Origin of the sequence: Shewanella sp. CG12_big_fil_rev_8_21_14_0_65_47_15 (genome assembly GCF_002783505.1) — a bacterium.
Classification (GTDB): Bacteria; Pseudomonadota; Gammaproteobacteria; order Enterobacterales; family Shewanellaceae; genus Shewanella.
In genome coordinates, this window is sequence record NZ_PFGL01000027.1 from 1 (window position 1) to 13,620 (window position 13,620).

The 13,620-nt window shown below is 45.0% G+C and carries 18 protein-coding genes; all 18 read left to right on the forward strand.

Going from position 1 to position 13,620, the window contains the following annotated elements; genetic code table 11:
* The coding region (locus COW15_RS07685; RefSeq protein ID WP_293631472.1) for a hypothetical protein at positions 1–392 on the forward strand (392 nt) is incomplete at its 5' end.
* Positions 367–861, forward strand: a complete 495-nt coding sequence (locus tag COW15_RS07690) for a hypothetical protein (RefSeq protein WP_293631474.1) — start codon at positions 367–369, stop codon at positions 859–861. The genes COW15_RS07685 and COW15_RS07690, both read left to right, overlap by 26 nt.
* On the forward strand, positions 848–1,081 hold the full coding sequence (locus tag COW15_RS07695) for a flagellar biosynthetic protein FliQ (protein WP_293631477.1): 234 nt from the start codon (positions 848–850) through the stop codon (positions 1,079–1,081). Before COW15_RS07690 ends, COW15_RS07695 begins: the two co-directional genes overlap by 14 nt.
* Positions 1,082–1,135: 54 nt before the next feature.
* Positions 1,136–1,510: a hypothetical protein gene (locus tag COW15_RS07700; protein WP_293631479.1), complete on the forward strand. Its 375-nt coding sequence runs from the start codon at positions 1,136–1,138 to the stop codon at positions 1,508–1,510.
* A 2-nt stretch (positions 1,511–1,512) separates the two neighbouring features.
* Positions 1,513–2,412, forward strand: coding sequence for a hypothetical protein (locus COW15_RS07705; RefSeq protein ID WP_293631481.1), 900 nt, complete (start codon positions 1,513–1,515; stop codon positions 2,410–2,412).
* Positions 2,413–2,648: 236 nt separating this feature from the next.
* Complete coding sequence (gene sctI / locus COW15_RS07710; RefSeq protein WP_212601786.1) at positions 2,649–2,894, forward strand: type III secretion system inner rod subunit SctI; 246 nt, start codon at positions 2,649–2,651, stop codon at positions 2,892–2,894.
* Positions 2,894–3,439 (forward strand): type III secretion protein, encoded by a 546-nt coding sequence (locus COW15_RS07715; RefSeq protein ID WP_293631490.1) that lies wholly within the window; start codon positions 2,894–2,896, stop codon positions 3,437–3,439. Before sctI ends, COW15_RS07715 begins: the two co-directional genes overlap by 1 nt.
* Complete coding sequence (locus tag COW15_RS07720; RefSeq protein ID WP_293631492.1) at positions 3,426–3,959, forward strand: regulator; 534 nt, start codon at positions 3,426–3,428, stop codon at positions 3,957–3,959. Before COW15_RS07715 ends, COW15_RS07720 begins: the two co-directional genes overlap by 14 nt.
* A gap of 29 nt (positions 3,960–3,988) precedes the next feature.
* Entirely contained in the window at positions 3,989–4,480 is a 492-nt protein-coding gene (locus tag COW15_RS07725) for a regulator (RefSeq protein WP_293631494.1), read from the forward strand.
* A 31-nt stretch (positions 4,481–4,511) separates the two neighbouring features.
* Complete coding sequence (locus tag COW15_RS07730) at positions 4,512–5,699, forward strand: hypothetical protein (protein WP_293631495.1); 1,188 nt, start codon at positions 4,512–4,514, stop codon at positions 5,697–5,699.
* Between the two features lie 21 nt (positions 5,700–5,720).
* Entirely contained in the window at positions 5,721–6,902 is a 1,182-nt protein-coding gene (locus COW15_RS07735) for a hypothetical protein (protein WP_293631497.1), read from the forward strand.
* 149 nt (positions 6,903–7,051) lie between these two features.
* Positions 7,052–8,095, forward strand: a complete 1,044-nt coding sequence (locus COW15_RS07740; RefSeq protein WP_293631499.1) for a VspD — start codon at positions 7,052–7,054, stop codon at positions 8,093–8,095.
* A 14-nt stretch (positions 8,096–8,109) separates the two neighbouring features.
* The gene (locus tag COW15_RS07745) at positions 8,110–8,913 is read left to right on the forward strand and encodes a type III secretion system protein (protein WP_293631501.1); all 804 of its coding nucleotides are present in this window, start codon (positions 8,110–8,112) and stop codon (positions 8,911–8,913) included.
* 37 nt (positions 8,914–8,950) lie between these two features.
* Positions 8,951–9,478, forward strand: coding sequence for a hypothetical protein (locus COW15_RS07750; protein ID WP_293631503.1), 528 nt, complete (start codon positions 8,951–8,953; stop codon positions 9,476–9,478).
* Positions 9,465–9,884, forward strand: a complete 420-nt coding sequence (locus COW15_RS07755; RefSeq protein ID WP_293631505.1) for a hypothetical protein — start codon at positions 9,465–9,467, stop codon at positions 9,882–9,884. The genes COW15_RS07750 and COW15_RS07755 overlap by 14 nt, the downstream gene beginning before the upstream one ends.
* Before the next feature lie 7 nt (positions 9,885–9,891).
* Positions 9,892–10,458 (forward strand): hypothetical protein, encoded by a 567-nt coding sequence (locus COW15_RS07760; RefSeq protein ID WP_293631507.1) that lies wholly within the window; start codon positions 9,892–9,894, stop codon positions 10,456–10,458.
* A complete protein-coding gene (locus tag COW15_RS07765) occupies positions 10,459–10,758 on the forward strand; it encodes a hypothetical protein (protein ID WP_293631509.1) in 300 nt (99 codons plus the stop codon). It begins immediately after the preceding gene.
* 1 nt (position 10,759) lies between these two features.
* Positions 10,760–13,585, forward strand: a complete 2,826-nt coding sequence (locus tag COW15_RS07770) for a hypothetical protein (protein ID WP_293631511.1) — start codon at positions 10,760–10,762, stop codon at positions 13,583–13,585.
* The last annotated feature ends 35 nt before the right edge of the window (positions 13,586–13,620 follow it).

The following is a 13,620-nucleotide window of genomic DNA, read 5'->3' on the forward strand; positions in this document are numbered from 1 at the left end:
AGCCAATGCAATCGGCACAGCCAATGCAATCGGCACAGCCAATGCAATCGGCGCAGCCAATGCAATCGGCACAAGCCAATGCAATCGGCACAGCCAATGCAATCGGCACAGCCAATGCAATCGGCGCAGCCAATGCAATCGGCACAGCCAAGGCAATCGGCACAGCCAATACAATCGACGCAGCCAATGCAATCGACGCAGCCAATGCAATCGACGCAGCCAATGCAATCGACGCAGCCAAGACAATCGGCACAGCCAATGCAATCGGCGCAGCCAAGGCAATCGGCACAGCCAATGCAATCGGCACAGCCAATGCAATCGGCACAGCCAAGGCAATCGGCACAGCCAAGGCAATCGGCACAGCCAATGCAATTAGCAGTGAATACGGGTAAGGCCACTGTCTTAGCGACGGTTATGCCTATGACTATGACGTTCATCCCTATGGCGGCTAAAGTTCAGTCTAGGTTGGCTGTTGATGCTGACAGGGGAATTTCCGCTGAGGAGAAGAATACGTTTATTGCTCAAGTGCTTTTGCCAGTTCATTCAAGTTCGGAAGTGAAGGAGGTCGGTGCGCAAGTCAGTGTGCTATCTAGTCAAGAAGAATCACCAAGGTTAATGACTCGGATGGAGTGCTTCGGTGTAGGAGCCAAATTGGCGGCGCTCGGGGCTGGGCAGATGCCCATGATTGTCCAACCTGTGTTGCCTTCCTCCATGCTGCATTACCAAATTGCGCCTGAGTATTTTACTCAATACGTGCAGCTGAATACCTATCGGGTGTTTTTCCGTAACAAGTACTACGTCTTTCAATTTGAGGATCATAAAGTGACGAATTTTCTTGAGGACTATTATGACCGTCATTGATGTCACCGCGGCCTGCTTAGAGATACTTAAAAACGCCATTATTATTTTCTCCCTGAGCTTTGTGGTGACGGGAGTCATTGTCGGTCTGTTACAAACGGTATTCAGTGTGCAAGATCCTGGTTTACCTATGGCGGCAAAGTTAGTCGTGTTTATCGTGCTACTGACACAAGTGGGTGGGGGAATTTATGATCAGTTCCATCTTCTATTTGGGCAACTCTGATGTTAGGCAATTGTTTTTGCGTTACCTGTTATTAACTTATAAATGGAAAGTATGATGAAAAAATTGAGAGAAATTGTTTATAAAACACTTGTCGATAATTTTAATATTTCACCTAACCTATTATCTAGGATTGAAGGGGATGATCCTATAGCGATTGAGTTGAAAGGGGGAGAGGAAATTTTCGTCTATCTTAACGATAGAACATTGCAAACGTTTATTGAAATTCCCTTACGTGATCAGCGGATGCTCAAAAATAAAGCCCCTAAAATAATCGAGAATCTCATGTCTGATGAAGAAATGTTCTTTAATATTAAAAAAGAAAAATTGATCCTTGTGACTGAATTTTCTGCCGATATCGCTAATGTTGAGCGAGTGTTGGCAGATAAGCTAAAGTTATTTAATAATGTGGTAGCATTTATTAAGATTTAGTTATGCCATTATCATCTGTGACTCAGTTATCTTCCCCCACGGCCATAACATCAACACTAAAAAACTCTGAAAAAGAGATAAGTGATTTTAAAAATAATGTAAAACAGGTTCGTAATATCGTTAATGGTGTTATCTATAGCCCTTTTAACAATGAAGATATGGTCACTCAAGCTATGGGGGTTAATACAGCAAGGGTGCTTAATGGCAAGCCAGCGTTACCTATTATTTGCTCTATGCTAAATAGAGGTGCACTGAAGTCTGCTATTAGTGATTTTAAATCTTCAGAATTATCCGGCCGGCTGAAAGATGGGGCTTTGTATGAAAAAAAAATGGGCCCCTATATTAAAACTATGGGAGTTAAAGAGGTGCATACGGCTTTCCCATTAGAAACAAAAAGGCTTGGAGAGTATCAATCTCTCAATCAGCTCGAAGTTATCGATCCCAAAATGTTAGCCGATAACAGCATTGAGAATATTTATGTGATAGGTCATGGAGAAGCTGGCAGACCACATTTATACGAAGCGGTAAAGTGCAATAGTGGGAGTAAGCCGATAGCTGATGTTATCAGTGATATCAATAGTCTTTTGCGAAAAAAGACGAAAGTTGGCGTAAAAATAAAAATGACGGCGTGTGAAAGTGCTGACAGAGAGACATTGCAGTCTTTTAAGCAGACAAATGAGGCTAGCCAGAGAAAGAAGGGCATTGAGCCTTTAGCCAAGAGTGCAAAAGCAGAAGCAGAAAAACATTTTGCTGAAGCGCGAGTATTTGGGTATCACGGGTTAGGTATTAGTCGTGGGAGTGATTATATTTCACAGGCTCGATGTTTGGATGCGGATTTTGATAAAGAGACAGGTAACGTATCCCAATGGATAAAGGCGAGCTCTGTTAGAAAGGAATTTTAGGGGCATCAAAAGATAAGTGAACCTTCACTATATTCAGCGTTTAAACGTTAATGGATCAAATGAACGCGAGTCGGATATCAGTGCAGTGTTTTTTGTAACCAAGTGATCTTATTAGCAATAATTTTTATCGCAAATTTTCATTATGATTCCGATTTGTTCATTTGCTTGTCAGTGACGCTGGCGATTAAATACTCATTAATTTAAAACCTAATAGATAAGAGGAGCTGCTGAAAATAATGGTAGATCTTAATGTGCAGGCAATCCAGCCGTCCGTGTTTGAAGATACCTTTAATAACATAGGTGAGGGTTTTCAAGAGATTATGGATAATTTACAAAAGATAAATGACGGCAAAACGATTACCTTGCAGGATACGTTAGCCTTACAGCAATCGGTATTTCATTACAGCATGTTTCAGGAAACTGTGACTAAAATTGCTTCTAAGTCTGCGACTGCGATTAATGATGTAATGAAGGCGCAGTGATGAGAAAATTGTACTGGATAGTTTTTCTTGTACTCATTGGATGTAATGATCAGGGACGAGTGGAAGTCGCAAATTTTGATTCAGCCGATTATGCGAATAAGGTCGTTGTGTTGCTGGCTCGATATCAAGTTGCCGCGACCTTATCGACGAGTAAGGATCGACATTTAGTCTATGTAGAGAAAGAAAACTTAGCCCAGGCGCGGGAAGTACTCACAAAGTTTAATTTCTATTTTGAGCGAGAAGATCTCAATGACTTATTAGAGTCAAAATTTGCTAGCTTGAGTAAGTTAGAGATAGTGAAAGGAAACTTACTTGAGAGTAGAGAGATATATAACAAAATCAGCGTTATTCCCAATGTGTTGCGGACAAGTGTGGTTGTAACGGGGGAAAAAAATAAGCGTGTTTCTGTTATTATTTTTAGCTTTGATGAAATTGATCGTGAAAACAAAGTGAGTATTGAGCGGTTTTTGAAGGGCATAGTTTCAGAGTTAGACACATTAACGGTCAGTTATTTTTTTCAGAATACGGGTAATGGAAAAGTATAAAAAGCTGCATCAAACTTATTTGCATTATTTGCTGGTTAATCGACGGCTTTCTCCGAATGAATATAGTGTGCTTACCTCGCTGACTGAGCGTGAGATCCAATTATGGTTTACACCCATAAGGTCGAAAATCACTCATCTAGTGACAGTGTTGGGCCGTGTTGTTATGTACCAAGCTCGAATAAACGATGTTGCGGCTCGCTCTTGGTTATTGAGTCAGCAGTGTCTTAATCAAAGGCAATATCTCTGGTCTAACACGCTGGGGATTGAGTTGAATTCGGATGGTATGACAAGCATGTGCCCCCAAACAATGGGGCTGATATTGTTGGCGGAGCACAATCCGCGTCATGCCATCATTTGGGCGATGAGACTCGGTGTGTCAGTGCCTGCATCGGTATTAGCCGTGCGCTCCCCTGCACGACTTGGGGTGTTTATTGCCCAAGTTGCTAGGGATGCCAGTATCGAACTCTCTGCCCCAAACTCTCAGTCTCAAACTCTTAGCCTTAAACCTAGGGTCGTGTAAATAACGGTTCAAACTTGGATTGAAGAAATATGAAAAAAAATGCAATACGACCCGGTGAAACCTGTGATGACTTTTTTGAACTGCTGAGTGGCACTGTGATTGAGCAAGACATTGCCGCTATGCGCAAGTCGCAGAAAATCACAATAACTCAGTTAAAATCAATTTATGAGTTAGGGGTCAAGTTTTATACTGAATTTCAGTTCAAGGAAGCTGAGATTATATTTTCTGCTTATATTGGATTGAATCCCTATGATCATCGAGGTCCAGGCTGTTTAGCTGCGATACTCTTGGAAAAGGGACAGTTTAAAAGGGCACTGGAAGTGTTGAATATCTTAAAAACATTTCCAACTAATGATCTTGATGAAACTATTCTCAATATTTCCTTGTGTCATTATAAATTGAAGGAATATACCGAGGCTAGTGTCACGTTCATTATAGTGAAAGCCGATAACTTAAATGATTTTTATTTGAAACGATACCACTACCTTAAGTTACAACTACGCCCATATTTACCTTCGTAATGGGTAATGTCACAGAATAGAGACTCTATAAATGATAGCGATGAATTCATTGGCGTTAACAGGCTCGATAAATGTCGACAGAAATAACTCACTTCAGTCTGAATTAAGTCAGGCCGATCTTAATGAGATGGATCGGTTAATTAAATCGGCCGCTCAACAAGAGGATAAGTTAGACCAGACTCTGCCTTTCACTCAGCGCGATGAGGTTCCTACTCAGACGCTGGCCGCTTTTGTTGCCCATCAAAAGCAGTTAGTCCTCTCTATGGTCAGTCAGAATCCAGAAAGTGCCATCGCCTTAGCGTTGGCGGGCAGTATAGAAGCTTATGGTAAGCAGTTGACTGTGCTTCAGGGATGGACCAATGGCGGCTTGCCTATGTTCGAGAGTGCCATGAAAGTGATGTTCGAAGGTTTTCTTAAGGATGGTGTCACGGGTAGTGAACTTGAGGACTTATTTCAGCTAGCCATCATGGATTACATCTCGCACTCCGCAGACTACCCTGGTCTCAGTCAAGGCATGATAGACCAGATGTTACATTACTTAGAGAGCACAGGTTCCGGTTCCCATGGGTACCATGAAGGCTGGGATGGGGCGCAATTTGCAGCCAATAGCACGGCGATTTTTAACGCTATGTTAGCCAATGCACCGAGTGGCAGTTTGTGCCATGAAGTTTTGACTTATATGAAAGATACACAAGGTGCGCCCACTTCCTTGGTTGCTCAGTATCAAAATAATTTTGATAAAAATGGGGGATTTATTGGTGACCCAAGCTATCCGAGTGATGCTGGGATGTCCCCCATGTTACGCATGGCACTGATGGCGGCGTATCTGGAGAAGTATCCTGATGTGAAGCAGGAAACGATAGAGATGTTCTTAACGGCGCCAGTGGGTGAGTTGAATGCCTTTATTGTCAACAATACCCCTGGTGAGACCTATACCTCTGCTATGGATTTCCTGTTTAAGAATGATGGTCAAGCGAGTGGTGGAGGCTGGCGTGAAGTCGATCAAAATGGCCATAAGGTCATTGATTGGTACGGGACCGGATTGGACGCGAATTATTTTAAGGAGATTTATTCTGATTTCCCGCCGCGCGCATTGACCGATGAAGATATTAAAGAAATTAACCGTATCGGTGATCAAGTCAAGATGCTGCAGCAGACCCTCAAGTATTGGTTGCAGATTTGCCGTGATGAACAGTTAGCGGTCGCCCGCAATATCTAACGCTCAATAAGGAGTCTTGCGATGAGTATCAATGGTGTTCCTAGTCTTCAGTCCCAGTGGACTGTGTCATCTACAACCGAAAACGTCTCACCTAAAGCTCTGCCACCCATAGTGGCAGAACCGATGGAACCTAAGCTGGCGATTGCCGACCGTGCACTTGCTTCATTCGATGCTAAAACGGGTGATGTCACTCCATTACTTATGGTTGCGGCGCAGCAAAAGCAAGTGGTTATGGCAATGGCGGGACAAAACGCTGAGGCCGTTATCGCCTCTGCACTCGCCGCCAGTATTGAAGGCTATGGCAGCCAATTGGACATAGTGAATAAGTGGACTAATGGTGGCAAATCGGCATTCGAGGCCGCCATTATGCAGATGTTCACTGCCATGAACGAGGGCGGGCTCAGCGGCATAGAGTACGAAAACATGTTCCAACTGGTGTTGCTCGATGTATTGAGCAATAGCAAAGAGTACGGTTTAGAGGACCCTAGCTTTTTGACCGAACTGGGATTCTTACTGGAAAAAACCGGTAGTGGTAGCCATACCAACTGGGATTTCACCCCCGAGCAACTGGGAGCAAAAGTTAACAGTGTTTGGAATACGCTAAATAACGCCATTCAAAGCGGAAAAATCCCAACGAACAGCATTGCTTACCAAGCGATGTCGGCTATAAGTGGCGGCAATATCTCATCGACGACACCCACAGAGTTATCGCGTCGTTTTACCTCGGCTGTGTATAACGATCCCAATGCAGGCGGTTGGATCACCGGTGGCCTTAATGATATCAGCCCTATGGCACGAATTGTGTTGTTGAGCGCGTTAAACGGCGATCAAACAGTATCGGCGGCCGAAGTCGAGACGATTCTCACTGGCAGTAAAGCCGAGGTCGATCGGCTACTCGTCAAACTAACCACTATGGATGCGATGGCGTACTTGTTCAGTGCTAAGTGTCCTGGTTGGCAGAATTCGTCGGACACCAGTAAACCGTTACCACCAGGGGTGACTCAGGCCTTCGATTATGATGGAACGATTGCGGCCCAATATTTAACGGATCTTTATAACAATTTTTCTCCCAGACAGCTGACCGATGAAGATATTAAGGAAATCAACCGGATTGGCGATCAAGTCAAGATGCTGCAGCAGACCCTTAAGTATTGGTTGCAAATTTGTCGCGATGAACAGTTAGCGGTCGCCCGCAATATCTAGAGGCTGGCGCGGGTGATAAATAAAAGGGCATGGTAACACTGGGGACATGCCGCTCGCATCGCGAGAATTTAGCTGTGCCAACTATCTTGAAAGCCATCGATAGCAAGGGTGCAGCTATTCCCAGTATCGTCACATGAAAGGAAATAAGTATGAGTACATTCATGATCACCATCGCTGCGCCGAGCCTGATTGGCCCAGTCGATGAACAGAGCCAGAGCGTTCAGCGTCAGAGCGCCGAAGCGCCAGAATCGGCGAAGCCGAATCAACCCTTGCCGGGCAATGCTATCGGTGTGTCCGATAGTCAGCTTTGGCGTATGGTGCAAGAGAGTATGAAACTGGCGGCAGAAGCGTTTTCTGGCACAGGTAAAGAAAACTCTGAAGCGAAAAAATCGCTGATCCAGCTCCAAAAAGATACACAAATCGAAGCGCTTAATGAGCGTATGGCACAAATTGAAGAGCAGAAGCAAGCCCAGAAGAGCCAAGGCATTTGGGGCAAGATTGCCATGGCATTCGGCTTCCTCGCGGCAATTATCATGGCGCCCTTTAACCCTGTGATGGCCGCTGTGATGATAGGTGTCATGATTGCTGCGATCGTGATACCTAAAATTGTCGATAAGATCATGGAAGCCGCAGGGGTTTCTGAAGAGATCCGCGGTTATGTGTCTATGGGTCTAGAGATCGCCATCGGTATTATCGGCATGATCGTTAGCTTCAATCCTGGCAATTTTTTGGCGAGTGCGAGTAAAGCAGTCGCCAGTGGTGCTGCCAAAGTCGCGACTCTGGTTGATAAAGCCGTCGATGCCCTCAACACCATCAAGTCATTCAGTACCCTATCGACCAAAATTCAAAATACGGTCAATAAGATCATGAAATTTATCGAGCCTTTGCTCGAGAAGATCAAGTCCTTTGCTGGTACCGGAGAAAAGTTGACGGCCAAAATTGGTCAGGCAAGTTCGGTCAGTTCAAATGTAACGTCTGTCGTGAGTAGTGGTTACGGGATTAAGTCGGCCGATGTCGCCAAAGATCTGGAAATCGCTCAAGCGAACCAAGAGGAGCTGGAAACACGGATCCAACAAATCTTGACCATGCTAAATCAAGCATTACGCGCGGTAAGTCATGCGTTCGAATCACTCTTTAAAGTCAATAGTGATCAGCGCGAATACAACGACAAGATGATTTCAATCAATATGTAAGAGGAAGTTAAATTATGGCAATTCAAATGAGTACACTGTCGTTACAAGCGACAATGGCTGAAGAGACTTCTTCTACTAATCACTTTAAGCCAATAGATCAAAAAGTATGGGGTAACTACGAAAATTCATTGAAGGAGGCCAATAAGGGATCAGTATCAATGGCTGACTTGCTGGCACTCTTGTCGCAAATCATAGAGTCATCGCAGCAGGTTCGCGCCCAAGTCATGAAGAACCGTATTGGTGAGGCGGTGGCTACATCGGCGCTGGCGACTATGCTCGCGCAAGATAAATGTGGTGATGCCAAGCTGCGCTTCGGTATTACCTTAGCCTCCTCGGTCGTTAATATGGGGATGACCACTGCGGCAACTGTGCGCATTGGCCAGACTAAGACGCTTAAGGATAAGCATTTATCTAAAATGGCCGATGCGGGTGGTGCAGATGCGGGCGGAGTGAAGTTATTAAAAACAACGGATCTCGAATCGGGTAAAGTGACGAATGTCGATAAATCCCCCAAAGTGTCTGATTTAACACCAAAAGAGCTGAACAAATACACTGCAAGTCTTCAGCAGCAGCGCACTGCCAAGTACAACTCTGTCACTCAGATGGGTGGAATGGCAGATGGCATGGTGGGCAATGCTAATGAAATTCAAAATGCCGAGCAGGTGAAGGTGCAGGAAGAGACTCAGGCGAGCAAAGACTTGAAAGAGAAGTTTGATGCTCAGCTCGATCAATACCTTCAAGACTTGACGGCAGAGGCCGTGAAGTTAAATGAGATCCTAGAGGCGATAGCGAAAGCGAGTTTAGTGACTAACCGATAATAGGGGGCGGAGCGAGCCTAGCTCGCTCTGATTGACTATGCTGCGACCCGTTTCCTTTGTAATGACCCAACGCACCGAAAAAATTTCGGATATCACGAGAACTCAGCAGACGCGGGATAACCGTCAGCCTCGTCGAGTTAAAGATATAAAGCAAGTCGACAAGAAGACTAAAAAGTATCCTCGGCTATTTAGGGTTAGGCGCAAACCGTTAACCTTTGAACAACAAAGACAATTTGCTCGGCAGCTCAATAGCTATCAGCTTAAGGCATTGCGCGATTGGCAAGGTTTTTCCGATAGCTTGCTCGATGTCCACTCACTAAATGATGCGCAACGTTGGATACTGCATGCGGCTGAGCACTGTGAGCACTTATATCCGTTAGCGTTAAGAAAGATGCTTAAAAAATATGTTGCAGACTTTCAAGCATCTACGGGCGAGATGGAAGCGAATGGTCAGACTGTACAACAACTCGTCGCATACGAGCATAATTTAGATGGTTTACTGTCATTATTAGTGTTATGTCGACGTTACTATATTCCAGAGTCGAATGAACATGTCTGCAAATAAACGTCATAGTCGTATCGCGCATTGTCATCTACAGGGGAAGAAACTCGACCCTTATCAATTATTAACTGCGAAATCTGAACGTCTTAGTTGGAATAGATTATCGGACGTCGAGATATATGCCGATAAACAAGCTGTCATTGAGTGGTTTGCTATATTACGAGACTATTCTGAATTAACGGTTAAAGCGATAGTGGTAGACGGTATATTAGATAGTCAATTTCATAAGATCACCTTTATTTTAACACTAGTGCAAACTGGAGATTTTGAGTCGATGACATCGAAAGAGGCTTATCAGCTGCTCTATGAGTTTGTTTGTCAAACGCCCATGGGCATACGTGATTGGATCGATGAATTAGATTTTAAGATGAGCAGAGATGTATTAGCACTTTTATCCAGGAATCGATAAGTAAGCTATGAAACAAGAGAAAGTGATATTTACCCCTCGCCATCAGATGGGTATTGACATGTATCAAATAATCAACCGGCTAGCTGGGCAATGTTTTAATAATCAATCCATTGTTATTGAAATGGGTACAGTATATAGAAGCAGTCAGCCGCAAGACCTTATATTACTCAGTTTAAGACATTTAGGCATAGAGGCTGAATTATATGTTCCTCTCGGTGAAGCGGGCAGATTGCTCGGCCTAGATTTAAAGCACCTTGAACATGATTATATCGCCTATGTCATAGCGCAAGCATTAAGTCAGTATGGCATTGAATTTAATTCCTGCCTTGGTGTTGACGAACAGGAACTGCCTCTGTTAATGACTTGTCAACTGATCATGGGAGAGATAAATATTGCAGCATTATTACAGATGGACTCACTCGTTATCGAGCCTGACTATTTACAGGCGAGTTTTACTTCATTGCCGACGAATTTATCGTTCACTACGTTTAGCACACTATTTGGAACAAGCTTGAGTGTCGATGAAATTCGAGACTTGAGTGTGAATGAACTCGTATTGGTTTATCCAAAGTAAATGAAACCTAGACCGCGTGATTATATTCAACACTTTTTGCAACGTCTCGAAACAAATGAAACAGTTATTTTAAGAGACCACAAAGATAATCTATTGCTGCCTATCTTTCCGTTTTTTCAGCTAGTGCATGTCGTTAATTTGGAGGTCACCATAGAGTTGATTTTACAATTTGAAATAGCGATGAAAGGTGTGTTTATTCGTGTCGATGGATTCCTGACTCTCACCATAGCCGAGCAAGATTATTCAGAAGATGATGTGAGACGTTTAAGCATTAATTTATTTGAAAAGATGAGATTTTAATATGGCACTGACTCCTACTCCCGTACTGACTCGCAGTACCTCTATGCCTGAGTTATCACGCTTAGATCACGAGACCCTTCCAAGAAATTTCGCACGTTCGGTTTCTTTGTTGGACGTTACCACGCCAACACTTGGCACTGCGGAACCCCAAAACCCAGATGGGGTCAGTCCTGCTCCCAGTATGTTGGAGACGGGGGAGCCCAAATCGATTGCGGAATCTAAGTCTGAAAAGCGTAAACAGAGTAGCAAAAAATCCAATAAAATTAGCACTGAAAAGAAGGCCATGTTGCATTTGGCGGCGGTCACTGGTGCCGTTACCATTGGCGCAGCTCTAGCTCCTTTTACCTTAGGATTCAGTTTATTACCTACGGTATTTGTGGTGATGTATGGTAATGCCTCTGCGATGGCCATGTATGGTGGGTCGCAGTTTGTGGTTGGCGATCAAGAGAAGAAAAAGCCAGAACCTAAGCCCGCCACCTCCACACCTAAGTCAGATACGCCGCCTAAACATCCTTTTTCTCCTTTGGCTGCGTTACCACGCCCCAAGAGCACTAAGGACACTGAGACGGAAACCGACGTTGGACGAGGGGATACTTATAATAACTGTTTCAATACTGTGAATAACTACCATAACAATTGGTATGTCTTCATTAACGCCCCGAGCCAGGCTAGCAATATAGTGCCGGAGGAATTGGGCCATACCCCCTCTGAGCCTAGTACCACTGCCAATATTAGTACTAGCCAATCGACTGATACCTCTACGCTCGAACTGATCACTCGGCCCTTTGCCGATGCAGTTACTGTGACTGAGATGACTGCGCATGAACGTCAAGCGCGGCTGAAGATTTTGATTGCTGGGCGTACAGAGCAGACTGACCCTAACTTATCAAACTTATTACACTCTCTGGACCAAGGAGAGGATACCTGTGCCCAAATGGTCGAAATAATTGGGAAAAATGGCGCCACTGCTTACGCCGTTATTCCTAAGGGCGATATATTAGTGCCTCACGGCCAAGACCTAGGCACTCAAGTCGAGGGCAGTGGTGATTCAGTTAACAGGCCTATCTCGACTCAAACAGACGAAACCTCGACCCAAACAGACGCAGCCTCGACTCAAACTATCGCGACTCAAACAGACGAAGCGCATATTGTGGCGGCGACTGAGGCAATGGGTACGGAAACGATAAAGGGTTATACCGGCCGAAAATGGCAGGTGAATATCCCGACGCCTGTGAGCCTGACAAACGGTGCACAAACGGGCAGCAATTATACTCAAGGGCCGAGACGTAACCTCAATTTAGGGGTAAGTGCAGGGCTAAATTCAGGACCAGAGCTAGGTTCAGCGGTGATCCCTAAGGGCGATATAGTAGTGCCTCACGGCCAAGACCGAGGCACTCAAGTTGAGGGCACTGGCGATTCAGTTAACAGGTCTATCTCGACTCAAACAGACGCAGCCTCGACTCAAACGATCGCGACTCAAACAGACGCAGCCTCGACTCAAACGATCACGACCCAAACAGACGAAGCGCATATTGTGGCGGCGACTGAGGCAATGGGTACGGAAACGATAAGGGGTTATACCGGCCGAAAATGGCAGGTGAATATCCCGACGCCAGTGAGCCTGACAAACGGTGCACAAACGGGCAGCAACTATACCCAAGGGCCGAGACATAACCTAAGTTCAGAGCAAGGTGTGCAAACCGATACTCCTGTGTTGGATAACGGGTTTACAACAGTCGCGCAGGCAAATGTTGGCACTCAAGCGTACCCCGCATCTCTTGCTAGCGACAGTAGTGTTGGGCCTCTTGTGCCATTGAATGTCGAGCGAAGTGAAGCAGAGACTCGAACGATCAGAAAGCAAATTCAGCTTAGTCAATCAGAGCTTGCAAAATCGACTGCGGTGCCGAGCGGTAAGGATTACACTGGCCGTAAATGGCAGGTGAATATACCAACACCTGTGAGCCTGACCCAAGGTGCCCAAACGGGCAGCAATTATACCCAGGGGCTAAAACGTAATTTAAGCTCGGAGCTAGGTTCAGAGTTAATTTCAGATCCAGTTCCAGTTCTAGATAGTGCTGAGCTAGGTTTAGATCTCGGTTCTCCGCGAGTCCTCGCGGCGGTTAGCAAAGATAGCGATATCAGTATTGGCGCTGAGGTTTTATCGAGTGTTGATCGCAGTGAGGCTGAGATACGCGTCGTTAGAAAGCAACTCGAGATCAAGACACCTGCGGTTGCCACCTCAACTCTTGCATCGACAGTCACATCGACAGTCACATCGACAGCATCGACAGTCACACCGACACCTAAGGTTGCCCTAAAGGCGGGAATCTCGGCGCCGCAAAAAAGTGCGTCTAAGTCTGCACTCGATTTAGACAAGATAGAATCACGTATCGTGGGGCGTGCGGGTGGGCATATTCAATATAAGGTGCCTAAGTTCTTAGACCGTCCAGAAGCGGGCACCTTTATGGGGTCTTGGCGGCCGATCCCTGAGTCACTGCGGGGGAAGCGGGATTCAGTCGAATTTGCGGAGTGGCGTAAAAATGATTTAGCGCAGTATTTGAAGAGTTTGAATACTAAGGTCCTACTGACTCAAGGGGCTGTCAGTATGCGCGGCCAAAATCATTTTGCTGGGAAGATGAATAATGTGCGGGAACGAGCAGAGATAAAATCTCAGTTAACGCCAATGAAGCATATGAACAGAACCGATTACTTGCAATTTACTGATTTAAATAGCGCCAGTGGTCGCTCACATTTACTCGAAACTCCCAGTGGCAAATTGATCGTTGCAGCCCCTGTTGCTGTTGACAATTTAGCCTTAGCTTCTTGAATTAATAGCTCAGTTCTAGATTAATCATTGATTAG